We start from the raw sequence: 23,952 nt of genomic DNA, 5'->3' as shown, positions 1-23,952 counted from the left end.
ATGTTCATGGTTCGGCTGACACGAGCACAACAGCAGGAACGCACGCGCGTAGCCGTGCTGACAGCCGCGAAGGCGGAGTTCACGGAGCACGGCTACGCGCTGGCGAAGGTCGACCGCATCGCAGACCGGGCCGAACTGACCCGTGGCGCGGTGTACTCGAACTTCCCCGGCAAACGCGCCCTGTACCTGGCGGTGCTGATCGAGGTGGTCGAGGCCGCCGCTGGTGAGCTGGCGGCACCGCCCGCAACGGTGGACGACGCGCTGGAGAACTTCGCCAGGGTCTGGCTCGAGCGGCTGCCGCTGGGCGGCACGGCGTGGGGTGGGCGCCTCCAGCTGCGCTCGTTGGACGGAGTGCTCGACGACGAGCACTCACGCGAGGTGCTGGCACAGGTCGCCCGGCTGGAGGCGTTGCTGCTGGCCATCGCACTGGAGTCGGTCGAGCCGGCGCGCCAGGTGCGGCTGGCCTCGGTTGCGCTCACGCTGCTGGACGGCGCGAGTCACCGGGCCGAGGTCGCGCCGGGGTTCGGTGATCCCTTCGACCTGACGCACGCGTGCCGGCACCTCGCCGGCATCAAGTTCGGGGACACCTGGGCGCCGCCGCACCTGCCCTTCGTCACCCCGGCAACGCCGTGCGCGGACACCTGGGACCCGCCCGCCGGGCTCGTCGACCAGCTCAGCGGCCAGGAGATCGACCTCGCTTCCGACGGCCTGATCACGGTGCTGGGCGCCCGTCGGCTGGGGGCCGCGGAGGAAGCCGTCCGTTCCGGCGAGCAGGTGACGATCGTGGTGGTCACCGGCGACCCCGCCGAGACCGGCCGCCTCGTCCGGCTCAGGGTCACCGACCTCGTCGGCTGCCTGCGACGGGTGTTCGCGCCCGAGGTCTGGCAGCGCGTCCGGTTGGTTCTCGACGACGCCTCGGTGGCGTCGGCGCTCGGGGTCACGGATCCCGGTGACGAGACCGAGGCCGCGGTGCGCGTGCAGGACGGCGTGATCGTCGCCCGCTCCGGTGGCCGCGGTGCCGGCCACGCGGTGTCGGCTGCCCGGAAGGCCACGCCGTGAGCGCGCCGGATCTGCTGGTGCTGCACGCTTTGCGCTGCGTCGGCACCGCCGGGCTCACCCGGCTGGCGGCGACCACGGGCTTCGAGGAGCCGGACGTCGAGTCCGAGCTGATCGACCTCGCCGTCGCCGGACTCGTCACGCGCAACGCCGACTTCGGCGTGTGGAGCCTGACCGAGGCGGGCAAGGCGGAGGACGTCAAGAGGATCACCGACGAGCTGGAGTCGGCCGCCGCACGTCCCGCCGTGACCGCGGCGTTCGACGGTTTTCTCGTGCTCAACCCGGAACTGCTCGACCTCTGCACGGCGTGGCAGCTCCGGTCCGTCGACGGTGTCATGATCGCCAACGACCACCGCGACCCGTCCTACGACGCCCGCGTCCTCAACCGGTTCGCCGACTTCCACCGACGTGCCGCCGTCGTCTGCGCCGAGCTTTCCGTTGCGCTGCGCCGGTTCGGCCGTTACCGGGTGCGCCTTGCTGAAGCCCTCGACCGCACCAAGTCGGGCGAGCTGGCGGAACTGGCCGACAGCACCTCGTCGTACCACGCCATCTGGGCAGAGCTGCACGAAGATCTGCTCGCCACGCTGGGAATTCCCCGGTGAAGTGGATTCGGCAGCTCTCCGCCGATGTCGACGAGTCGGCGGACCTGTTGGGCGGCAAGGCACACGGCCTCGTCGCCCTGCACCGGCTCGGACTGCCGGTACCCGCCGCATTTGTCGTCACCACCGAGACCTGCCGGGCGTACCTCCGCGACGGACGCCTTCCGGACGGGCTCGACGAGGAGCTCGCTGCGGCCGTTGCCGGCTTCGACGTCGTGTCCGTTCGTTCTGGGGCGCCGGTGTCGATGCCCGGCATGATGAACACGATCCTCAACCTGGAGCTCACGTCCGTTGCCGCTGCTCTCTCGGCGGTGGAGACCGTGTTCTCCTCGTGGAACACGCCACGTGCTCAGACGTACCGAGAACTGCACGACATCCCGCACGACCTCGGTACCGCCGCCATCGTGCAGAGGATGGTGTTCGGCGACCGCGACGAGCACAGCGGCACCGGGGTCGCGTTCAGCCGCGATCCCAACACCGGCGCGCACGTCCCGTTCGGCGATGTCCTCTTTGGACACCAGGGCGACGACGTCGTGTCCGGAAGGTCGCAAACTTTGCCGTTGAGCGCCTTGGCCGAGCGGGAACCGGCGGTGTGGTCGGGTCTGCTGGACGCCCTGAGCCGGGTCGAGGCGCACTACCGCGACGCGTGCTACGTCGAGTTCACCTACGAGTCCGGCGAACTGTGGCTGCTGCAGGTCAGGCCGGGCAAGTTCGGTGGTGCCGCCGCGATCCGAGTCGCCACCGACCTCGCCGACGAAGGCGTGATCGACCGCCGCGAAGCGTTGCTGAGGGTCTCGCCGCACCACCTCCAGCACGTCCGCACGCCCCGAATCGCACCGGACGAGAACGTGCTGGCCAGAGGGTTGGGTGCCTGTCCAGGGGTGGCGACCGGCCGGGTGGCGACCACCTCGGAGGCAGCGGTGCGCATGAACGGCCCGGTCATCCTGGTACGCCCCGAAACCTCGCCGCACGACATGCGCGGCCTGGCCGCTGCCACCGGCATCCTCACCGCGCGCGGCGGGCCGGCCAGCCACGCCGCCGTTGTCGCCAGGGCGATGGGAAAACCCGCCGTCGTGGGAGTCGGTGAACTCGTGCTCAGCGAAGGCACTCTCGTCACGATCGACGGGACCAGCGGCGAGGTCGTCCTCGGCGAGCCTCGCATCGTGACGACCACGGCGGACGCGCACCTCCAGCGGTTGCTGAGCTGGGCCGACGACGTGTCGGGCGATCACTCGGAACGCGACGAGGCCCAACGACTCACTGCCGCCCACGCCGTCCTGCGGCGCTAGCGCAAGTGCCCCATGTCGTTGTACGACACCAACGTGGGCGCCAGGCCGGCGCGGTACTCGATCACCGTGAGCGCGGTGTTGCCGCAGTTCAGTCCCAGCCACCGCGCCGGTGGAGCGTCGAGGGCGTGCCGCACCAGCCAGGCAACCGAATACGCATGCGTGACAAGCACTTCGTGGGTCTCGGCGTCGGCGGGCCGCGCAAACCGGCCGATCAACGCGTCGGCGACCCGTGCACCCGCAGCGGCCTCCGCAGCGTCGTACCCGTCGAAGAAACCCGCCCACCCCGGCGGAATCTCGTCCGGCACGTGCGGCACGTGGTCGATCAGCTCGGCCGCTTCCCGCACAACCACTCCAGGCAGACAACCGCCGATGATCTGCGCGGACCGCACCGCCCTGGCCAGCGGCGAGTGCCACACGGCATCGATCGGCAGACCGGCCAGGCGCTGACCCAGCAGTTCGGACTGCCGTCGCCCCACCTCGGTGAGCTCGCCGAACGGATCCGCAGCACCATGCCGCGCCACGTACAAGTGCCGAGTTGCCATGCCATCAAGATACTCAGGACATCCAGATGTTCTCAACATCCCAGTGGTGCGTAGCGTTCTGACAGGCGCTCCACAGGCGACTCACAGAAAACGGCCGCAATCTGATGCACATGACGGACAACCACGACCGCGGCCTCCAGTTCGACCTCGCCACCCTCGTCGGGCGCAGGCGAGCGTTGTCGCTGCTCGGCGGCGCAGGCCTCACTCTCGTGGCCTGTGCTCCGTCGACCACCACGACCTCGAACTCGACGACCACGACCACCTCCACCACCAGCGGCTCTTCGGCGGCCGCCGGCAGCCCGATGGAAGCCATTCCCGAAGAGACCGCCGGCCCGTTCCCCGGCGACGGCTCCAACGGCCCGAACGCGCTGGCCCAGAGCGGCGTCGTGCGTTCGGACATCCGCTCCAGCTTCGGTTCGTCCACGCGGACCGCCGAGGGTGTTCCGCTGACGATCGAGCTCACGGTTCAGCACGAGGACGGCAAGCCGTACGCCGGTGCCGCCATCTACCTGTGGCACTGCGACATCAACGGCGACTACTCGATGTACTCGGACCGCGTGAAGAACGAGAACTTCCTGCGCGGCGTCCAGGAGGCGGACTCCAACGGCAAGCTGAAGTTCGTCAGCGTCTTCCCCGGCGCCTACTCGGGACGGTGGCCGCACATCCACTTCGAGGTCTACCCAACCCTCGCGGCGGCGACGAGCGCGGGCAACAAGGTCACGACCTCGCAGCTCGCACTGCCGGAGGCGACCTGCAAGGAGGTCTACGGCACGACCGGGTACACGACGAGCGTCCAGAACATGGCGCGGACCTCCCTCAGGCAGGACATGGTGTTCCGGGACGGTGTCGACCAGCAGATGGCCACGATGTCGGGGAACACCCAGTCCGGTTACACCGCCTCGCTCACCTTCGCGGTGGACTAGGCGAGCGCCAGCCACAGCTCAGCGCGCAGGCCGGGCGAGTCCAGCGAGCGCCCGAGTGCCTGCTCTGCCTTGCGGACCCGGTTTCGGAGCGTGTGCCGGTGCACGCCCAGTTCCGTCGCGGCCGGGTCCCAGGCACCGTGGTGAGCGAGCCAGACCTTCAGAGTTGCACGGGTCTCCTCGTCGAGCGGCCGGAGCAGCGCGTCGGCGAACCCGTCCGGGAGTTCCAGTCTTCCGGCGAGGTCCTCGAACCTCCGGATGCCGGCCTTGCACGCCTGCCGGGCTTCGCGCAGTCCTCTCGCGACCTCGGTGGCGTCCACTTCGGACGATGCGAAGCCGTCGAACTCGCGCGCCAGCACGACGATCTGCCCGTCGTGCTCCGCCCAGAACACCTCCTGCTCCGGCGGTTCGTCGACGAGGAACACGCGGAAGCGTTCGGGCAGGCCGTCGACCGGCAGTCCGGCGAGCAGCAGCCGGAACTGGCCGGTGCGCAGTTCCCGGTGGGCGGCGTCGACGGCGTCGTTCTGGGCGAGCGCGAGGGTCAGCAGGGAGGCCGCGGCGTTGACGATGTTCAGGTCGGAGGAGTCGAGCGGGCCGGGTGTGCCGACCGCCAGCACTCCCCTGGCCCGGCTGCCGAGCGCCTGGAGGAACACGTGCCAGCCGCCGGTTTCGAACGCGGCGCTGGCCAGGCCGCCCGCAGTTCTCAGCCTCGCTGCTTCGGCGGTCAGGCCGGGAACCGTGCGCGGGTTGTGCGCGTGAACAGGTTGCCCTGTCGCATCCAGCAACACCACCCAGCCGTTGATCCACTGGCCGAGCCGCCGCACCACCCCGGCCACTCCTGACCGCACCGCAGCTCTGGTGAGCGCCCGCTGGGCCTCGCTGGTCCGGGTGAGCGCGGCGTACTCGTCCGCTGCGAGAGCCTTGGACACCGCCTTGCTGATCGCGATGAACGGCACCTCGCGCGGCACCTCGACGAGCCCGAGACCAGCCGCGGCCGCCGCCTCCACCAACGCCGGCGGCACGACGTCGTGCCCCAGCCCGGTGCCGAATCCCAGCCCGACCACGCCCGCATCCACCAGGCGTTCCACGTAGTCATCGCTCAGCGGCCTCAGGCCGGTGGTCAGCAACAACTCACCGCCCTCCAGGAACGGCGTCGGATCCGCCAGCTCCGTCCCGTGCACCCACCCGACCGGCCTCGACACGTCCCCGGCGAGCACCGGCAGCCGGAGCGACACGGCGAGTTCCCGCAGCGTGATGGGCATGTGCCAATTTGTACAGCCCGAGGCGTACAGATCGCCATTTCAGACACTGCGCACTGCGTTGACCAGGACCATGCTGAGCACATGACCCGACTGCGCACCGCGATCCCAGGTCCCAAGTCGTTGGAGCTCCAGGCGCGGCGCAAGCACGCCGTCGCTTCTGGAGTCGGCAGCACGCTGCCCGTCTACATCGAGTCGGCCGACGACGGCCTGCTGGTCGACGTCGACGGCAACCAGCTGATCGACCTCGGCTCCGGGATCGCCGTCACGAACGTCGGCAACCCCGCGCCCGCGGTGGCCGAGGCCGTGCACGCGCAGATCGACCGGTTCAGCCACACCTGCTTCATGATCACGCCGTACGAGGGCTACCTCGAGGTCTGCGAGGAGCTCAACGCGCTGACCCCCGGCGACCACGAGAAGCGGTCGGTGCTGTTCAACTCCGGCGCCGAGGCCGTGGAGAACGCGGTCAAGATCGCCAGGCACGTCACCGGCAGGCAGGCCGTCGTGGTGTTCGACCACGGCTACCACGGCCGCACGAACCTCACGATGGCGTTGACCGCCAAGAACATGCCGTACAAGCACCGGTTCGGGCCGTTCGCGCCCGAGGTGTACCGGGTGCCCGCGTCCTACCCGTTGCACGACGGCCTGACCGGCGCCGACGCGGCCGCGAAGGCGATCGCCGCCATCGAGAAGCAGGTCGGCGCGGACAACACCGCCGCCGTGGTGATCGAGCCGATCCAGGGCGAGGGCGGCTTCATCGCACCCGCCGCCGGCTTCCTGCCCGCCGTCGCCGCGTGGTGCCGCCAGAACGACGTGCTGTTCGTGACCGACGAGATCCAGACCGGCTTCTGCCGCACCGGCGAGTGGTTCGCCTCCGACCACGAGGGCGTGGTGCCGGACCTGATCACGACGGCCAAGGGCATCGCGGGCGGTCTGCCGCTCGCCGCCGTCACCGGACGCGCGGAGATCATGGACGCCGTGCACGTCGGCGGACTCGGCGGCACCTACGGCGGTAACCCCGTCGCGTGTGCCGCGGCGCTCGGTGCCATCCGCACGATGCGCGAGCGCGACCTCAACGCTGCCGCGCGCCGGATCGAGGAAACCGTGGTCACCCGGCTGAAGGCCGTCGCCGAGAAGACCGACATCATCGCGGACATCCGCGGCCGTGGCGCGATGCTCGCCATCGAGTTCACCGAACGCACGCCCGAAGTCGCCGCCCGCGTGGCCAAGGCGTGCCACGACCAGGGTGTCGTCGTGCTGACGTGCGGCACTTACGGCAACGTGATCCGTCTGCTGCCCCCGCTGGTCATCCCGGACGACCTGCTCGCCGAAGGCCTCGACGTGCTCGAAGGAGCCCTGCTCGCATGATTCCGTTCAACACCGCCGAAGAAGTCGAGAGCGCTGTCGCCAAGGCGTTCGCCGTTGCCCCGGAACTCGCCGCCCTGCCCGCGCACCGCCGTGCCGCCGCGCTGGACCACGTGTCGCGGCGGCTGGCCGAGCGCGCCGAGGAGTTCGCGCAGGCCATCAACGACGACTCCGGCAAGCCGCTGAAGTGGGCGCGCGTCGAGGTGACCCGCGCGATCTCCACGTTCCGCTGGGCCGCAGAGGAAGCCCGCCGGTTCTCCGGCGAACTGCAGCGCCTCGACACCGACCCGTCCGCCGAGGGCCGCCTCGCGCTGGTGCGCCGGGTGCCGCGTGGCCCGGTGCTGGGCATCGCGCCGTTCAACTTCCCGCTGAACCTGGTGGCGCACAAGATCGCCCCTGCCCTCGCGGTCGGCGCGCCGATCGTGCTCAAGCCCGCGCCCGCCACCCCGAAGGTCGCCTTCCTGCTCGGCGAGCTGCTGGCCGAGACCGACCTACCCGACGGCGCGTGGTCGGTGCTTCATCTGTCCAATGAGGACACGGCTGCGCTGGTCGAGGATCCGCGGCTGCCGGTGGTCTCGTTCACCGGTTCCGGCCCGGTCGGCTGGGGCATCAAGGAACGCGTGCCGCGCAAGCACGTGACCCTCGAGCTCGGCGGCAACGCGGCCGCGATCGTCGCCCCCGACTGGCAGGACGTGGAGTTCGCCGCGCAGCGCATCGCCACGTTCGCGATGTACCAGGCGGGCCAGTCGTGCATCTCCGTGCAACGCGTCTACGTGCACGCGGATGTGTACGACGCCATCTCGGAAGCCGTTGTGCAGCACGTGAACAAGCTCGACGTGGCCGGCGACGTCGGCCCGTTGATCAGCGACGCCGCAGCCGAACGCGTTGAGGCGTGGGTGAACGAGGCCTCCGCGACCGTCCTCACCGGCGGCACCCGCGACGGCCGCACATACGCGCCGACCGTGCTGACCGACGTGCCGGAGGACGCGAAAGTGAGCGCCGAGGAGGTGTTCGGCCCGGTCGTCACGCTGACCCGCGTGGACAGCGTCGAGGAGGCGTTCGACCGCGTCAACGCCTCCCGCTACGGCCTGCAAGCCGGCCTCTTCACGACCGACGTGCGGCTGGCTTTCCGTGCCGCGCAACGACTCCAGGTCGGCGGCGTGATCATCGGCGACGTGCCGAGCTACCGCGCGGACCAGATGCCGTACGGCGGCGTGAAGGAGTCCGGCATCGGCCGCGAGGGCCTCCGCGCGGCCATGGAAGACCTCACCGAACCCCGCGTCCTGGTGCTGACCGGCCTGGAGCTCTGACCACAGTCCTCCGATGAATGGGTCGATCGTGACCTTGACTGCGATGATTCTCCGGTGGCCGTCACCATCAGGGATGTCGCTCGCCAAGCTCAGGTCTCCGTCTCGACGGTCTCGCGCGCGCTGAGCGCGCCGGGCCTCGTCAAGGAAACCACCCGCCAACGGGTCCTGGACGTAGTAGCGGGCCTCGGCTACCAGCCGAACCGCGCGGCGCGCAGCCTGATCACGGGCCGCACCGGCAACCTCGGCATCGTGGTGCCCGACCTCGAAAACCCGTTCTACCCGGCCGTGCTGCGCGGCGTGCAGACACGGGCAGGCGAGGCGGGCACCTCGGTCTTCTTCTGCGACAGCAGGGAAGACCCGCAAACCGAAGCCGAACTGGTCCGCACGATGGCAGCCCAAGTCGACGGCGTGGTCCTCTGCTCCCCGCTGCAGTCCGACGAGGTGATCGCAGAACTGGCCGACCTGACCCCGTTGGTGCTGATCAACCGCACCGTGCCAGGCGTCTCGTCGGTGCTGATGGACAGCGGTTCCGGCATGGACCAGGTGATCACCCACCTAGAATCATTGGGCCACAAGGAGTACGTCTACCTGGGCGGTCCGACCGCCTCCTGGTCGCACAACCGCAGGCTGCGCGGCCTGCAGAACCGAGCACAGTTGCTGGGCCCGTTCGAACCGAACTTCACCGGCGGCCTGGCCGCGGCCGAACAGGCCCTCAAGACCACCGCAACAGCGTTCATCGCCTACAACGACCTGATGGCCCTGGGCGTGCTGAGCTACCTGGCCGCACACGACATCAAGGTGCCGCACCAGATCAGCGTGACGGGCTTCGACAACATCCTGTACGCCGCGATGTGCTCCCCAGCCCTGACCACGGTAGCCATGCCGACCGAGGAAGCCGGCAAGGTGGCCGTGGACCTGCTGGCCGCCCGCCTGGACGGCGCCCCGGCCGAACGCCGCGAGCTCCTCACCAAGCTCGTAGTCCGCGCAAGCACGCACAAACATCCGACGTCAGCTTGATTCCCGGCCGAGTTGGAGATCCTGCCCGCCGCGCACCCAGGTAGGACGGACCTCAACAACGTCGCCAAGCACTCCGCGAGCACTCAACCAATGATTGAACAATCAACTCGCACGTACCACCCAGTAGCTTCTCCGGCCGCGAGGGAGCCTCTTCGTCCGACTCCCTCACCTACGGCCGACGCAGCTCTCTAGTCGTACCCGCGAATGTGGCCGTCCTCGTCCGCAAGAATCTCGTGGCGCTCCATGTCCGGCTCCTTCCGTCGTGGTTGACATCACAAAGCTAGTACCCCAACGACGTCCTGTGGAGTGAATTTGCACAGCAACCGGGGTATCACTCACTAACCCAAGGGGGTCGTAGGGGTGACCCCGACCACAGACCCACCGTGTGGCATGCCTCACGCACTTAGCCCACCCCACGGCTACACACCGCCTATCAAGACGGCAGATCTAACCCAAAGGGTTGTCCCCAATGCCCCAACTGGGGGACAAAACAAGCCATGCGAACGATCCTCACCGTAATCGCCGTGGCCACCCTCCTGCTCACCCCGGCGACCCCGGCACTGGGCGTCGACCCAGTTACCAAGACCGTCGAACTTCTCAACGCCTACCGCGCAAAGCACGGCGTGGCCCCTCTCTCCCTCGATTCGGAAGTGACCCGAACAGCCCAGGAATGGGCAGACCACCTCCACGAGGCAGACGGTTTCGAACACCGCCCCGACAACCCCTACGGCGAGAACCTCTACTGGACCGGCAGCCGCACCCGCGCAATCGACACAGTCGCGACGAATGCTCTTAACAACTGGTACAGCGAATCCCGAGGCTACGACTACGCCACGGAGATGACCGCTTCCAACATCGACTACAGCGTCCTGCACTTCACCGCGATGGTCTGGAAGTCCTCAGACCGCGTGGGCGTGGGCCTGAAGCAAGGCAGCAACGGCACCTACGTGGTGCTCAACTTCGCCGCGCGAGGCAACACCCTGAACCAGTTCGTGGCGAACGTCCTGCCGCCAGTCACCGCAACCCAGCAGTCTCGGTAACCGCCCTCAAAGCAGCCACAACAGCCGAAAACGGCGGCAACCCAGGCCTCCCCACCGGCGCCTCCCCCAACCACCCCACACCCCCACGATCAATCCGCGAAGGCGGCAACGGCACCAACGTCCCCAACCGATGAGTCAACGCCCCCCGAGCCCGCAACCGAATCAGGTTCACCTGCGAAGCCTCATCAGCCGACCCAGTGAGGATGAGCCACCGAGCAGACCCCCCAGACCCCGAAGACGCCCCGGGCAACACCACCACCGGCCCACCAAGCATCCGAACCGACAGGTAGTGCTGCACCTCCCCACCGATCCCAGCCCCGAGCTCCACGGCAGAAACAGAGTGATCAGTGGTCAACAGCAACCGGTTCTCCGACCGCAACACCAACCACCCCCACTCCGAGTAACGCTCAAGAGCACTGGAAAACGTGTCGAGTTGCGGCAATACTCCCTGAGGTGATCCCTTAGGCGAGTTCATCGATCTCACCTTCACTAGGCCAGATGTAACTCCGATCACACGATTTGACTCTCCGCCGCCATGAACTCACTATCGGGCCGCCATCGGCACACTCGAACGGGGCTGGAGAGCGTGACTGACCCGCAAGAACTCCCGCAGCAAGACCGCCGGCAAGAAGGTCAGGAAGAACCCCGGCAGGAACGCCACCACCCGCAGAGCCACCTGCAGCAACGCCACGTAACCATGATCGCCCTGGGCGGCGTCATCGGAGCCGGCCTCTTCGTCGGAACAGGCGCCGGCATCGCCATAGCCGGCCCAGCCGTACTCATCTCATTTGGCCTGGCCGGATTCCTGGCCCTCCTCATCATGCGCATGCTGGGAGAAATGGCCGCGGAACACCCCAGCGGCGGCGCCTTCTCCGTGCACGCGGAAAAGGCCATCGGCCCGTGGGCAGGCTTCACAGTCGGCTGGGTCTACTGGGCAACGGTGGGCGTAGTACTGGCCGTAGAAGCCACCGGCGCAGCCAAGATCGCCACAGGATGGATCCCAGCAGTCCCCCAATGGACCTGGGTTCTGATCTTCATGACGACCCTGACGGCGGTGAACCTCACCAACGTCCGCAACTTCGGCGAGTTCGAGTTCTGGTTCGCCGGCCTGAAAATCGCCGCCATCGTCCTCTTCCTCGCACTGGGCGCGGCAGCGATCGCGGGCCTGGTCCCCGGCGTCGAGGCCCCAGGCCTCAGCAACCTCGAAAACTTCCTCCCCAACGGCTGGCCAGGAGTCATCGCAGGCTTCATGGCGGTGGTGTTCGCGTTCGGCGGCTTGGAGGTGGTCACGATCGCCGCAGCAGACGCCGAAGACCCGAAGCACGCAGTCAAAAAGGCAGTGCGAACCTCTATCACCCGCCTGCTCGTCTTCTACCTGGGCTCCATGGCGGTGGTCGTCACCCTGCTGCCCTACAACCACTCCGAGGTGGGCGCCAGCCCGTACGTGGCGGTCCTGAACCGCCTGGGCATCCCGGCAGCGGGCCAGATCATGAACGTGGTCATCTTCGTGGCACTGCTGAGCGCCATCAACGCCACCCTCTACGGCGCCGCCCGCATGCTCTGCTCGCTGGCCGAACGCGGCGAAGCGCCAAAAACACTTCTCAACAAGAAGAACGGCGTCCCCCGCAACGCCGTACTCGCGTCCGTGGCGTTCGGGTTCTTCTCCGTGCTCCTGAACTACCTGTGGCCGGACACGGTGTTCGTGTTGCTGCTCAACGCCGTGGGCTCCGCACTCCTGGTCGTGTGGGGTTTCATCGCGGTCTCCCAGCTCCGCCTCCGCAAGACCATCGACAACCCGACAGTCCCGATGTGGGGCTACCCGTACCTGTCCTGGCTCGCGCTGGCCGGCATCGTCACGATCATCGTGCTGATGCTGAACGACGAGCAGGCCCGCGGCCAGATCCTGTCCACGGGCGTGCTCGTCGCAGGAGTCGCGGCTATCGCACTCAGCAGGTCAGCTTTGCGCCGGCGAAGTCTCCGCGATCGAACCTGACGCCGTCACCGCTGTCGTTGACGACGAGCCGCAGGAACTTGGCACCGGCCAGAGGCCCGGAGATCGACACCGCGTCGTCCTTCCAGGTGCGCAAACCGCTGGACGCCACCCGAACCCCGTCGGCCCACACCTCGAATACCGCCGTGCCCTGTTGGTTCACGTCACGTTCGTCGTCGATGCCGACGTCGGACGAGAACGACGTGCAACGGCCACCGACGTACAAAATCAACTCAGCATTGGCGTGCGCACCAAGGCCTTTCTCGTAGGTCTTGCCGTTGATGGTCAGCGTCTTGCCGTCACCACCGACGTAGCCGCCGTTGGACCGGTCGCGCTCGACGGGCCCGTAGCCGCTGCGTTCGGTGGTGAACGTGACGTCACTGGCCCACAAGGAAGCTCCGGACGGTGGCGCGACCGGCACCAGCACCGATGAGTTCACCGGCCGTGAAAGCTTCCCGTGCCCGACCCATGTGACGCCCAAAGATCCGTTCAGCAAATGCGCACCAGGAACCACCCCGACGGGCGGTGTCACCTTCCACTTGCCCTGCACCGACTGCGAAGTCAGCAGCACCGGAGCACGTTCGGACGAAAGCTTCTCAACCTTCCAACCGGCAGGCGCCGCGAACGAAGTGGAGGCGTTCAAAAGGGGAATCGGTGCCTGGTTGGTCGCGGTCACGGTCGCCACGAACGGCTCACCGGCAGGCGTGATCGTCGAAGGAATGCCGGGGATCTGCGCGGCGATGTCCAGCGACGTGTCGATCGCGGGCTCGTGCTTGTACCAGTCCTGCGACGCCTTCACCCGGAAGATCGCGGTGCCGTGCGGTGGCAGGGAGGCCGAGATCTTGCCGGCGGACTGGAAGTTCTTGTGCTGGTCCAGGTCCCGCACGGTGTAGCCGACGCTCCGGGGCAACCCCAAGTCACGTGCGGACGTGGAGATCGTCGCGTTCACCTCGGACTCGTTGAACAGCGCCACCGCCTTGTCGCCGTTGGCCAGCGGCTTCACGAACACCCAGTGCCCGTCCTTCTGGTAGATCACCTTGCCCTGGACGCCGAGCTTGTCCTGGTTGATCGCGATGATCTCCTTGTTGCGCAGGATGTCGAAGTGCTCCGGCGAGATCTTGCGCAGGTCCGCGCCGATCAGCAGCGGCGCGGCCATGATCGACCACAGCGCGAAGTGGCTCTTGTACTCGGTCGTGGTCTGCTTGCCGTTGCCGACCTCGAGCATGTCGGGGTCGTTCCAGTGGCCGGGACCGGCATAAGCATCAAGCGGCGCGTTGAGCTTGATGATCTCGACGGTCTTGGACCAGGTGTCGTTGATGTCACCGGTGGTGCGCCAGAGGTGTCCGACACCCTTGCCCCACTCCCACGGCTTGTTCTGGCCCCACTCGCAGATCGAGTAGACGATCGGGCGGCCGGTCTTCTTCAGCGCGTCCCGCATCTTCGTGTAGCGCTCCAGGGCAGGACGGCCCTGGTTGTTGCAGTTGTCGTACTTGAGGTAGTCGACGCCCCAGTCCGCGAACGTCTGCGCGTCGATCTCCTCGTGGTCCAGCGCTCCCGGCATCGTGCGCGCGCACGTCTGCGTACCCGCGCTGGTGTAGATGCCGAACTTGAGGCCGCGCGCGTGGATGTAGTCGGCGAGCGCCTTCATGCCGCTCGGGAACCGGGTCGGGTGGTTGCGCAACCGCCCGGTCTCCGGATCGCGGTTGAGATCGGCCCAGCAGTCGTCGACGTTGACGTACTGGTAACCCGCCTCCTTCAACCCGCGCGACACGAAGATGTCCGCCATGTCGCGGATCATCTGCTCGTTGATGTCGCAGCCGGTGGTGTTCCAGTTGTTGAAGCCCATCGGTGGTGTCAGCGCCAACGTCGGATCGGCTTCGACCACGGGATCGGCTTGGGCGGCAACCGGCACAGCCGCGGAAGCCGCGACGAGTGCCACGGCCGTCAGCAGAGATCTCACTCCCACTTGTAACCCCTGTAGTTGCGGATGAGCTGATAGGTGTTCTGCAGGCCGGAGCTCTCGATGCTCCGGTAGATGCCCCACTTGGGGCGCAGGTAGTTCTTGTCCCGCCACAGGTCGACGGCCGTCGTGCGGCCCTGGCCGACGACGGTGGACCCGTCCCTGAACAGCCACGCGAGGTGGCCGCCCGAGTTCGACGCCTTGCACTCGAACTCGACGTCGATCCACTTGTTCTGCAACGGGGTCCAGTCACCGACGATGTGCTCGGTGTTGGCGTCGTTGTCCCGCAACGTCAGGATCGTGAGCGTCGGCTTGTCCTTCTGCCGCGGCGTCAGGGTCCACAGTGGACCTCCCACGTCCTGCACCTTCATCTGCATGATGTGGGTGAACCGGGTGGTCGCGGTCAGCGAGGACGGCCAGAACGCCTGGTAGGTGATCTTCCAGATCTGGTCCTTGCCGATCTTGTGCGTGGTGCCGCCGGACCGCATGCCCTTGGACTCGTTGCGCTGCCGGTCGGAACCGTCGCGGTCGCGCGTGTGCATGTCGAAGCGCCAGTGGTCGCCCTCGACGTAGATGTGCTTCACGCCGCTGTGCGAGCCGGCACGGTCGTCTTCCAGGCCCTCGAACGCCCTGAGGCCGTCGCCACCGGGCGTCGGGTTCCACTTCAGCGCCCACGCGGCCTCGATCACCGGATCCGCGTACGCGGGCCGGGTCATTCCCAGCGCGAGTGCCCCCGCGGCGCCGAGCTTGACGGCGCCGCGCCGGGAGAGTTCTGCCATCGTCTTGCCTCCTTCGGATCACTCCTCGGGCGGCGGCGGGTGACGGTCAGGCTTTGGGCTTCTCCAACGTGATCGCGAAGACGTGCAGGCGCGGGCCCGCGGTCCTGGGCAGCGTGACGGACGCGAGGTCCTTGGCGGGGTCGAGCACCAAGGTCTGGTGGAAGATCGACACCTGCTTCTGCACGGGACCGGACGGCGTGTGCATCAACGTGGTGGCAACGGGTTCCGACTCGCCGAACTGCGGCCGCTGCTGCCACGCCGTCACCCGGAACTTCGCGGGCACCGAACCGTCGGCATAACCGACCGCGCCGTCCGCGTCGACGTTGCCGGTGTCCGCGGCCGCGAGCAGGTGCAGCTTCACGTACTTCCCGGCGGGCAGCAGCAACGTCTGCCCGGCCGCGATGACGTTGTTCTTGCTCGCCTCGTCGCCGTTGTGGAACTCGAACAGGATGCCGTCGTCGGTCACCGACCCGGTCTGCGGCAGCTGGGCGGCCGGGTAGGTGTTGCCGAGGCCGTCGAAGTTGCCGTCCCGGCTGGTGAACTCGTTGGACAGGCCGTCGTTGTCGAGCGCCGCGCTGAGGTCCACCGGAACCGCGCTGCCACCGGGCGGCAACGCGGGCAGGCCCCAGCGCCTGCCGGGTTCGGTGATCCGGACCGGCGCGATGGTGAAGTCCCGCTCACCGCGAGCGTGGATCAACGCGTCCTGGCCGCGCCGCAGCTCGAGTTCGACCACGCCGTCGCGCACGCTCCACCTGCTGCAGCCGCGCACCTCGATCCGGCCCTCGATGCCGGTGCGGATGCGGCACGGCTGGCCGGCTTCGCTGTGCACGCGCACGAAGCGCGTCTTGCCGCCCCGCCGGACCGCGCTGACCAGGAACGCGCCCTCGGTGCGGGTGTCGTGGATCGTGACGTCCTGCCACACCGGCGGCACCGCGGGGAAGATCCGGATCAGCCCACCCCAGCTCTGGATCAGCATGTCCTGCAACGACTTCGCGGCGCTGAGCGGAGTCTCGATCACCGGGCCTGCCTCGAAGTACATCGTGTTGGGCTGGGCGAACCTGGCGACGAACTCGCGCAGGTACTTCAACGCGTCGTCGCCGCGAGTCATCTGAGCCGCGATCGACGCGGCACCGGTGAAGGTGAAGCCCCGCAACGACCCCTCGAAGCTCAGCCAGTGCTTCAGCGAGCGTTCGATGAGGTCACGGCGTTCCGGCTGCTCCCAGTTGACCTCGTGCAGCGGGTAGACCGCGAGCATGTGCGAGTAGTGCCGGTGCGACTTCGCGAACGGCACGCCTGCGCCGATCATGAACCCGCCCGCGTCGGCCGGGTACTCGACGAGCTGGTCGAGCACCTCCTGCCACTTGGCGTTGAGCGGATCGTCGATCTTGAGGATCTTGGCGCTCTCGATGAGGGTGCGGCACGACCAGCGCAGCAGCGCCAGGTCGTAGTTGCAGTCCGGTGCGACGCCGTACTCGGGCGAGTAGGTGGGCAGCAGGTGCAGCCTGCCGTCGTTGCCCTTGCGCAGGAAGTGCAGATAGTAGTTGGTGGATCTGCGCAGCACCGGGAAGACGGTGTCCCGGAGGATCCGTTCGTCCATCGTGTGCCGGTAGCTGAGCCACGCGTTGTGCAGCAACCACGGCAGGTTCCCGATCTCCGGGTCCGGCGACGGGTGCAGCGGCGAGCCGACGAACCCGGCGTCCTGGAACGTCGGGTCGGTGCTGCGCCGCAACCCCATCGAGTCGACGCGGAACTCCGGCCGCAGCGCGTCGACCAGGATCTGCTGGTTCTCCGCGATCGTGCGCGGGATCGGGTCCAGTTCGAGGTGGTTGGACGCGAGCACGGGCCAGTACTCGAGCTGTGCGTTGAGGTTGAACCACACCGACGGCCACGGCGTCGGCTCCAGCCACGGGCCGGTGGTGGGCATGATCGGTGCTTCTTTGCGCGCACCTGATGCGAGCTTGTACAGCTGGATCCAGTAGAAGCTCTGCATCAACGCGTCCGGCACGGACACGAAGCTCTTGCGGTAGAAGCGATGCCACCAGCGTTGGTGCTGGTGCCGCAGCATTTCCGGGATCGGTGCCTTGGTGATCGTCTCCTTGACCGTCGCCTCGGCGGTGCGGCCGGGGAACGAGTGGTCGACCGACAGCAGCAACTCCGTGCGGCCATGGGATCTCTTGACTCGGTACGCCGTCGCCGTCTGCCCGCCCGCGACCATCTCCTGCGCGACGAGCGTGAGCCCGTTCTCGGTGCGGGTGACCGGCTTGGGGTTGGGCGGCAGCGTCGCGGGCGGTGGTTCGCGGATGACCCGCGGGCTCACCGCGTCCAGCGGCAGGAACTCCAGTTTGCTGTCCCGTTCGCCACTGGACGGCCGAACTTCGAGGTGCAGCAACGACTTCTCGGCGTGCACGAACGCCCTGACCGCCAGCTCACCCTTGTCGGTGATGATCTTGCCGCGCAGCTCGGCGTTCCAGAGGTCCAGCCTGAGGTCGACGCCGGTGATCTTGCCGACCGGCGTCAGCAGCACGCGCCCGACCGGCAACCGCGCCACTCCCCACTCGTTCCCGAACTGGGGCCGGTGGTCCTGCACCTGCGCGTGGTCGACGGTGAACCGGACGGCGTTCGCACCCGGCTCGCGGTAGACCGCGGTGGCCAGGAAGCCGTTGCCCAGGAACGGACCCTCGTACCAGGCGCGCGGGATCCGCTGCCACACCAGGTCCTGCTCGCCGAGGAACCGCTTCCAGTCGATCGCGCACCGGAAGCTGTCCACCTCCGCGCTCGCCCCGACCGGCAACGCCGTGAGCGCCGCCCCAGCCACAACTCCACCGAGCAGTCCGCGCCGCGACAGATCCACAGAACACCTTTCAGGTCCGCGGCGGCTGCGAACAAAGATCGGAGGTGTACTACTGAACGCAGCCTATGACGGCCCTCACACCCGGTCAAGACCAGTCAAGCCTCGGATGAAACCGTTTGCCGGTTGCCGTGACCGGTAAAGTTATACCGTGATCGAACTGAAGTCTGCCGCCGAGCTGACGGTCATGCGCGAGGCAGGCCACGTCGTCGCCCGGGCCCTGGCCGCCTGCCACGCTGCCGCCGCCCCCGGCGTGACCCTGCGCGAACTGGACGAGGTCGCGCGCGAGGTGATCTTCAGCGCGGGCGCGAAGTCACCGTTCCTCGACTACCACCCGAAGTGGGCGCCCTCGCCGTTCCCCGGCGTCATCTGCGCGTCCGTGAACGACGCCGTCGTGCACGGCATTCCCGGCCCGCTCCCGTTGCGGGACGGCGACCTGCTCAGCATCGACTGCGGCGCCCAGCTCGGCGGCATGACCGGCGACGCAGCCATCAGCTTCGTGGTCGGCGAAGCAGCGCCCGCCGACGTCGCGCTGATCGACTGCACCACCCGCGCCCTGCAGGCAGGCATCGACGCCGCCCGCCCCGGCGGTCGACTCGGTGACATCTCGCACGCGATCGGCAAGGTCGGCCGCGCCGGCGGCTACGGGCTGCTGGCCCGCCACGGCGGCCACGGAATCGGCCGCGAGATGCACGAGGAACCGTTCGTGCCCAACGAAGGCAAGGCGAGCAAGGGCCTGAAACTGGTGCCGGGCATGGTTCTCGCGCTCGAACCCATGCTGCACGCCGGTGGCCGCGACGGATACCTGACCGACGACGACGGTTGGACGTTGCGCACCAACGACGGCTCGCGCGCCGCCCACGTCGAGCACACGGTGGCGATCACGGTGGACGGTCCGGTCGTACTCACGTTGGTCTGAAAGCGAAGCAAGACGCAACGGTAGTGATCACGCTCTCCTGACGCGCATGATGAGGCTCCGCCGCGAGCTCTGGAGGATGCCCATGATCGCGCGCCCCTACCCATTCGGTCCCGTGAACGGACTGGAGATCGATCCGACCTACGGCCAACTGCGCGACACCGAACCGCTCGCCCGCGTGAAGCTCCCGCACGGCGAAGAAGGTTGGCTGCTCACCAGATATGACGACGTGCGGCTGGCGCTGAGCGATCCGAGGTTCAGCCTCGCGCAGGCCGCCGTCCGGGACACACCGAGGATGGGCCCGACCCGGATCGGCGCGATCCTCACCGACCTGGACCCGCCCGACCACACCAGGTTGCGCCGGCTGCTCGCGCACGCGTTCACCGTCCGCCGCGTGGAACAGTTGCGCGCCAACGCAGAGCGGCTCGCCGCAGAGTTGCTCGACGACATGGAGAAAGCCGGCCCGCCGGTCGATCTCGTGACGGCGTACGCGGTTCCGTTGCCCGGGCTGATGGTCTGCGACCTGCTCGGGGTGCCCTACGACGACCGCGACCACTTCCAGCACCTCGTCGCCGCGTTCATGTCCATCACCGCACTGACGGACGAAGAGAAGATGTCGAGACTGGGTGAGCTGGCGGGCTACCTCGCCGGTCTGGCCGAGCAACGACGTGCGCACCAGGAGGACGACCTCATCAGCGCGCTCGTGGTCGCGCAGGAGGAGGGCGACCGCCTCACCGCGGACGAACTGGTGCAGCTCACCGTGCTGCTGCTCGGCGCGGGCTACGACTCCACCGCCGCCCACATCGCCAACTCGGTCCACACCTTGCTGCAGTTCCCCGATCAGGCCGACCTGCTGCGCTCCCGGCCGGAACTGATGCCGAACGCCGTCGAGGAACTGCTGCGGTGGATCCCTGCGCAGGAGATCTCGGACATCCTGCCGCGGTACGCCTTGGAGGACGTCGAACTGAGCGGCGGCACCGTCCTCGCCGGCGAACCCGTGCTGCTCGCCAAGCACGCGGCCAACCGGGATCCGCGCCAGTACCCCGACCCGGACCGGTTCGACGTGACGCGCAACGCCAAGGGGCACCTCACGTTCGGGTACGGGCCACACCACTGCATCGGCGCGCAGCTGGCCAGGATGGACCTCCAGGTCGCGCTGACGGCGATCCTCGAACGGTTCCCAGGGCTGCGACTGGCCGGCGACGTGCGGTGGCGGACGGGCCTCGCCATGCGCGGCCCGCTGGCCCTGCACGTCTCCTGGTGATTAGTGGCGCGGCTCAGAACGTTGGCGGTGAATTCACGGTCAGCAGGGCGCCTCGCGGCACCGCCCCCGCGCCCCCATACGTCCAGTATGAGGACGCGGGGGCACCACGATGCACCCGTCTGACCGCGAATTCGCTCGGCAACGTTCCGAGCCGCGCCACTAAGCCGAGCGGCTTTGCGGTGCCAGCAGCTCGTTGATGGCGTCGAGCGAGATGTTCAGCGCACCCGCGAGCGCGGCGATCGTGAAGAACGACGGCGTGGGAGCGCGTCCCGTCTCGATCTTGCGCACGGTCTCGGCCGACAACCCGGCGCGGGCCGCGATCTCGACCATGCTCTCCTCGCCGCGGGCGTCCCGCAGCAACTGTCCGAGCCGCCGGCCGCGCTCCCGCTCAGTCGAGGTCAGGGGAATGCGCACCATGTCTGCGGATTCTACGCGAATCGCGCAAGTCGGCACGGCACTGAAAAAGTCCGTTGCGACGCTGCCGGATCCCGACATAGGTTCGTCGTACACAAGAGAGGAGGTGGTCCAAAGTTGTATAGCTACAGGACTCGTGAGGTGGCTGTCCGCTAGGACCAGCCCTCGGTGACGCCTAGTCGTAAACCAAGGCAGCCACCCGGCCCCCGGACTTCGAGCGCTGGTCCCGCTCGGCCCGCTAGCGCGGGAGTCGTCCGGGGGTTGTCCCGTTTCTAGAGGGACTTCTTCAGAGCCTTGAGATCCGCCACGAAGGCGTCGAACGCCTCGGTGAAGTTCTCGGCTCGCACCACGGCGGACGGGTGCACGGTCACCCCGACCCGCAGCCCGTCCAGCTCCTGAACCTGACCCCGGTGCTCGGTGAGCTTGAACGATGAACCGAGCAGCGCCTTGGCCGCCACGGCCCCCAGGCACACGACCAGCTCCGGCTGCACGACCCGGATCTCCTCGCGCAACCACGGGAAGCACGCCACCACCTCGGACCGGCGCGGCGTCTGGTGGATCCGGCGCTTGCCGCGCTCGGTGAACTTGAAGTGCTTCACCGCGTTGGTCAGATAGGCGGCGGACCGGTCGATCCGGGCGGCGGCCAACGCCTTGTCCAGCAACCGTCCGGCCGGGCCGACGAACACGTGCCCCTCGACGTCCTCGCGGTCGCCCGGCTGCTCCCCCACCATCATCAGCCGCGCCGGCACCGGTCCCTCGCCGAACACGGTCTGCGACGCGTCCTTGTACAGCTCGCAGCCACGGCACTCGCAGGACGCAGAACGCAGCGCCGCCCAGTTCTTCCCCTCGGGGACGAACTGGGCGGCGCCAACTGCGTTACTTGTCCGAGCGGAAGGCATCCTTGACCTTCTCGCCGGCCTGCTTGATGTCGGCCTTCGCGCGCTCGGCGCGGCCCTCGGCCTGCCACTGCTCGTTGTCCGTGGCGTCACCGACAGCTTCCTTCGCGCGGCCCTTCATCTCTTCAGCCTTGTTGCTGAACTTGTCGTCGGCACCCATGGATCAGGCTCCTTCAGTACGTGGTCAGCTACGTCGATTGGTTACCCGGCGAGCACCATCCGAAACAGTTGATAAGGTGATCACTCGCGGTTGAGAACCCAGCCGCAAGCCGATGAGACGGCTTGCTCTGGGTGTGTCCCGCCTGTTCGAGCGCTCCTGAGCACCGTCGTCGCATCGGCATGCCGCTGTGACCATGACGACGTGAAAGGAGCCGGCGGTGTCGTCCGCGAGAATCACCGCCCTCGAGGCCGAGGTGGCGGGGCTGCGCAAAGCTCTGGTGTCCCGGACCGTCATCGGGCAGGCCACAGGCCTGATCGCCGCACGCAAACCCTGCACACCCCAGCAGGCGTTCCAGCTGCTGGTGCACATCTCCCAGCACCACAACATCAAGCTGCACGTCGCCGCCGACCGGCTGGTGGCTGCGTTCGTGCACCTGCACCTCGGCCGGCCGGTCAAGCCGGCCGACCAGGTGTTGTGGGATCACGTCGACGCGACGACCGCGAACGACTCGGAGGAAACCGACGACGGGTTCGCCGAGGAGGTCAGCAACACCTCGCCGTGAGGCAGCGGGACGGGTGTCGTGCCGAGGTTCACCACCACGCGGGTCGTCCCGCGGTGCAACACGAAGCACAGCCCGTCCTGCTCCACCACGAACCTGTCCAACCGCGGATCGGCGAGCTCTGGGCGGGAGCGCCGCAACGCGATCAGGGCTTTGTACGTCTCCAGCACCTTCGCGTGCTCACCGTCTCGTGCCTCGTCCCACTCGAGGCGCGAGTTCTGCACGGTCTGCGGTGACATCGGATCCGGCACGTCCGACTCGCCCCAGCCGTGCCGCGCGAACTCCCGCCGCCGGCCCGTCCGCACGGCCTCGGCCAGCTGCGGATCCGGGAACGACGCGAAGAACTGCCACGGCGTGCTCGCCGCCCACTCCTCCCCCATGAAGATCATGGGCGTGTAGGGCGAGCAGAGCACGATCGCCGCCGCGCACAACAACTTCCCGGTCGACACGGTCGCCGGCAGCCGGTCACCGGTCGCCCGGTTGCCGATCTGGTCGTGGTTCTGCGTGTACGCGAGGAACCGGTGGCCGGGGATCAGCGCGGTGTCGACCGGTTTGCCGTGGTGCTTCTCGCGGAACGACGACCAGGTCCCGGCGTGGAAGAACACCTTCTCCAAGGTGTTCTTGAGCGCCCCTGGTGCCGCGAAGTCCTCGTAGTAACCGAAAGTCTCGCCCGTCAACGCAACGTGCAGGCAGTGGTGCAGATCGTCGGACCACTGCGCCTGCAGGCCGTAACCGCCACCTTCGCGCGCGGTCACCAGCTTCGCGTCGTTGAGGTCGGACTCGGCGATCAGGCTCAATGGACGGTTGAGCTGAGCGGAGAGCGCATCCACCTCGACGGCCAGTTCTTCGAGGACATGCACCGCCCGCCGATCCGCCAACGCGTGCACGGCGTCGAGCCGCAGCCCGTCGACGTGGAAGTCACCGAGCCACTGCAGGGCGTTGTCGATGACGTACCGGCGGACCTCGTCGGAGTTCGGCCCGTCCAGGTTCAGGCCGGGACCCCAGTCGTTGCGACCGGCGAAGTACGGCCCGAACTTGTCCAGGTAGGCGCCGGACGGTCCGAGGTGGTTGTAGACGACGTCGAGCAGCACGGCCAGGTTCCTGGCGTGGCAGGCGTCCACGAACCGCTTGAACCCGTCCGGGCCGCCGTAGGGCTCGTGCACGGCACCCCACAGGACGCCGTCGTAGCCCCAGCCCTCGACGCCGTCGAAGCTGTTGACCGGCATGACCTCGACGAACGTGATGCCGAGGTCGACCAGGTGGTCGAGCTTTTCAACCGCCGCGTCGAACGTGCCCTCCGGTGTGAAGGTGCCGATGTGCAGCTCGTAGATCACGCCGCCCGGCAGCGCGCGGCCGGTCCACGCGCTGTCCGTCCACTCGAAGTCGTGCCGGTAGACGCGCGACGCCTCGTGCACGCCGTTGGGCTGCCACAGCGACCGCGGATCCGGGTACGACTTGCCCTCGATGACGAACGCGTAGTCCGTCCCCTCGGCTTCGGAATGCCACCAGTCGCCGTCGCGCTTCATCTCGTGGTCGAAACCGTCGACGCGGACATGGACCTGCTCGGGCGTGGGTGCCCAGACCGAGAACGTCACCCGGCCAAGGCTAGTGCCACGACCGGCAACCTGCGCCTCGTCTTCCGGCGCCCAGCAGGGTGCCTCGCGGCACCGGCCCACGCCCACAGCCAACCAGGATGAGGACGTGGGGCCGGCACCACGATGCACCCGTCTGAACGTCGAAAGACGGGGCGCAGGCCGCCGGTCGCGGCA

At 68.0% G+C, this 23,952-nt stretch carries 21 protein-coding genes; 12 read left to right on the top strand and 9 right to left on the bottom strand.

Annotated features, from left to right (window positions below):
* Window positions 1-6 precede the first annotated feature (6 nt).
* From DI276_RS30015 to DI276_RS30005, 3 genes are read left to right on the top strand one after another with little or no spacing between them, the layout of a single operon-like run.
* On the top strand, window positions 7-1,059 hold the full coding sequence (locus DI276_RS30015) for a TetR/AcrR family transcriptional regulator (RefSeq protein WP_112269975.1): 1,053 nt from the start codon (window positions 7-9) through the stop codon (window positions 1,057-1,059).
* Window positions 1,056-1,658, top strand: a complete 603-nt coding sequence (locus tag DI276_RS30010) for a transcriptional regulator (protein ID WP_112269458.1) — start codon at window positions 1,056-1,058, stop codon at window positions 1,656-1,658. Before DI276_RS30015 ends, DI276_RS30010 begins: the two co-directional genes overlap by 4 nt.
* Window positions 1,655-2,944: a PEP/pyruvate-binding domain-containing protein gene (locus DI276_RS30005; protein ID WP_112269456.1), complete on the top strand. Its 1,290-nt coding sequence runs from the start codon at window positions 1,655-1,657 to the stop codon at window positions 2,942-2,944. Before DI276_RS30010 ends, DI276_RS30005 begins: the two co-directional genes overlap by 4 nt.
* Here DI276_RS30005 and DI276_RS30000 read toward each other — a convergent pair.
* Window positions 2,941-3,486, bottom strand: coding sequence for a histidine phosphatase family protein (locus DI276_RS30000; RefSeq protein ID WP_112269454.1), 546 nt, complete (start codon window positions 3,484-3,486; stop codon window positions 2,941-2,943). The genes DI276_RS30005 and DI276_RS30000 overlap by 4 nt on opposite strands.
* A gap of 110 nt (window positions 3,487-3,596) precedes the next feature.
* Here DI276_RS30000 and DI276_RS29995 point away from each other — a divergent pair, with 110 nt between their 5' ends.
* On the top strand, window positions 3,597-4,409 hold the full coding sequence (locus DI276_RS29995; protein ID WP_112269973.1) for an intradiol ring-cleavage dioxygenase: 813 nt from the start codon (window positions 3,597-3,599) through the stop codon (window positions 4,407-4,409).
* Here the strand turns inward: DI276_RS29995 and DI276_RS29990 are convergent.
* Window positions 4,406-5,668: a PucR family transcriptional regulator ligand-binding domain-containing protein gene (locus DI276_RS29990; protein ID WP_112269452.1), complete on the bottom strand. Its 1,263-nt coding sequence runs from the start codon at window positions 5,666-5,668 to the stop codon at window positions 4,406-4,408. The genes DI276_RS29995 and DI276_RS29990 overlap by 4 nt on opposite strands.
* Before the next feature lie 81 nt (window positions 5,669-5,749).
* On the opposite strand from DI276_RS29990, the gene gabT reads away from it, so the two are divergent.
* From gabT to DI276_RS29965, 5 genes are all read left to right on the top strand, one after another.
* Window positions 5,750-7,033 carry a 4-aminobutyrate--2-oxoglutarate transaminase gene (gene gabT, locus DI276_RS29985; RefSeq protein WP_112269450.1) on the top strand — a complete coding sequence of 428 codons (1,284 nt, stop codon included), beginning with the start codon at window positions 5,750-5,752 and terminating at the stop codon, window positions 7,031-7,033.
* Window positions 6,928-8,340 carry an aldehyde dehydrogenase family protein gene (locus DI276_RS29980; protein WP_408610590.1) on the top strand — a complete coding sequence of 471 codons (1,413 nt, stop codon included), beginning with the start codon at window positions 6,928-6,930 and terminating at the stop codon, window positions 8,338-8,340. Before gabT ends, DI276_RS29980 begins: the two co-directional genes overlap by 106 nt.
* Window positions 8,341-8,394: 54 nt before the next feature.
* Complete coding sequence (locus DI276_RS29975) at window positions 8,395-9,357, top strand: LacI family DNA-binding transcriptional regulator (RefSeq protein ID WP_112269446.1); 963 nt, start codon at window positions 8,395-8,397, stop codon at window positions 9,355-9,357.
* Window positions 9,358-9,881: 524 nt separating this feature from the next.
* Complete coding sequence (locus DI276_RS29970) at window positions 9,882-10,397, top strand: CAP family protein (protein ID WP_157985029.1); 516 nt, start codon at window positions 9,882-9,884, stop codon at window positions 10,395-10,397.
* 586 nt (window positions 10,398-10,983) lie between these two features.
* Window positions 10,984-12,390, top strand: a complete 1,407-nt coding sequence (locus DI276_RS29965) for an amino acid permease (protein WP_198680990.1) — start codon at window positions 10,984-10,986, stop codon at window positions 12,388-12,390.
* Here DI276_RS29965 and DI276_RS29960 read toward each other — a convergent pair.
* Genes DI276_RS29960 through DI276_RS29950 form a run of 3 tightly spaced genes read right to left on the bottom strand, consistent with a single transcriptional unit; the run spans window position 12,344 to window position 17,977 of the window.
* Complete coding sequence (locus tag DI276_RS29960; RefSeq protein WP_232837014.1) at window positions 12,344-14,347, bottom strand: NPCBM/NEW2 domain-containing protein; 2,004 nt, start codon at window positions 14,345-14,347, stop codon at window positions 12,344-12,346. The two genes, DI276_RS29965 and DI276_RS29960, sit on opposite strands and share 47 nt — an antisense overlap.
* Complete coding sequence (locus DI276_RS29955) at window positions 14,344-15,126, bottom strand: hypothetical protein (protein ID WP_112269440.1); 783 nt, start codon at window positions 15,124-15,126, stop codon at window positions 14,344-14,346. Before DI276_RS29955 ends, DI276_RS29960 begins: the two co-directional genes overlap by 4 nt.
* A gap of 46 nt (window positions 15,127-15,172) precedes the next feature.
* Window positions 15,173-17,977 (bottom strand): glycosyl hydrolase family 95 catalytic domain-containing protein, encoded by a 2,805-nt coding sequence (locus DI276_RS29950; RefSeq protein WP_112269437.1) that lies wholly within the window; start codon window positions 17,975-17,977, stop codon window positions 15,173-15,175.
* A 148-nt stretch (window positions 17,978-18,125) separates the two neighbouring features.
* Here DI276_RS29950 and map point away from each other — a divergent pair, with 148 nt between their 5' ends.
* Window positions 18,126-18,893, top strand: a complete 768-nt coding sequence (map, locus tag DI276_RS29945) for a type I methionyl aminopeptidase (RefSeq protein ID WP_112269435.1) — start codon at window positions 18,126-18,128, stop codon at window positions 18,891-18,893.
* A 112-nt stretch (window positions 18,894-19,005) separates the two neighbouring features.
* Window positions 19,006-20,154: a cytochrome P450 gene (locus tag DI276_RS29940; protein ID WP_232837013.1), complete on the top strand. Its 1,149-nt coding sequence runs from the start codon at window positions 19,006-19,008 to the stop codon at window positions 20,152-20,154.
* Window positions 20,155-20,313: 159 nt separating this feature from the next.
* Here DI276_RS29940 and DI276_RS29935 read toward each other — a convergent pair whose 3' ends face one another.
* The 3 genes from DI276_RS29935 to DI276_RS29925 form a co-directional block, all read right to left on the bottom strand.
* Window positions 20,314-20,571, bottom strand: coding sequence for a helix-turn-helix domain-containing protein (locus DI276_RS29935; RefSeq protein WP_112269430.1), 258 nt, complete (start codon window positions 20,569-20,571; stop codon window positions 20,314-20,316).
* A 269-nt stretch (window positions 20,572-20,840) separates the two neighbouring features.
* Window positions 20,841-21,467, bottom strand: coding sequence for a UdgX family uracil-DNA binding protein (locus DI276_RS29930; RefSeq protein ID WP_112269428.1), 627 nt, complete (start codon window positions 21,465-21,467; stop codon window positions 20,841-20,843).
* A complete protein-coding gene (locus DI276_RS29925) occupies window positions 21,445-21,624 on the bottom strand; it encodes a CsbD family protein (RefSeq protein WP_030473283.1) in 180 nt (59 codons plus the stop codon). The genes DI276_RS29930 and DI276_RS29925 overlap by 23 nt, the downstream gene beginning before the upstream one ends.
* 217 nt (window positions 21,625-21,841) lie before the next feature.
* Between DI276_RS29925 and DI276_RS29920 the strand changes: the two genes are divergently transcribed.
* A complete protein-coding gene (locus DI276_RS29920; protein WP_112269426.1) occupies window positions 21,842-22,186 on the top strand; it encodes an ANTAR domain-containing protein in 345 nt (114 codons plus the stop codon).
* Here the strand turns inward: DI276_RS29920 and treZ are convergent.
* On the bottom strand, window positions 22,105-23,778 hold the full coding sequence (treZ, locus tag DI276_RS29915) for a malto-oligosyltrehalose trehalohydrolase (RefSeq protein WP_112269424.1): 1,674 nt from the start codon (window positions 23,776-23,778) through the stop codon (window positions 22,105-22,107). The two genes, DI276_RS29920 and treZ, sit on opposite strands and share 82 nt — an antisense overlap.
* Window positions 23,779-23,952 lie beyond the last annotated feature (174 nt).

It is taken from the genome of Lentzea terrae, assembly GCF_003265345.1.
Taxonomy (GTDB): domain Bacteria; phylum Actinomycetota; class Actinomycetes; order Mycobacteriales; family Pseudonocardiaceae; genus Lentzea; species Lentzea terrae.
The sequence above is the reverse complement of the archived record's forward strand: the minus strand, read 5'-3'. Positions and strand labels throughout refer to the sequence as shown.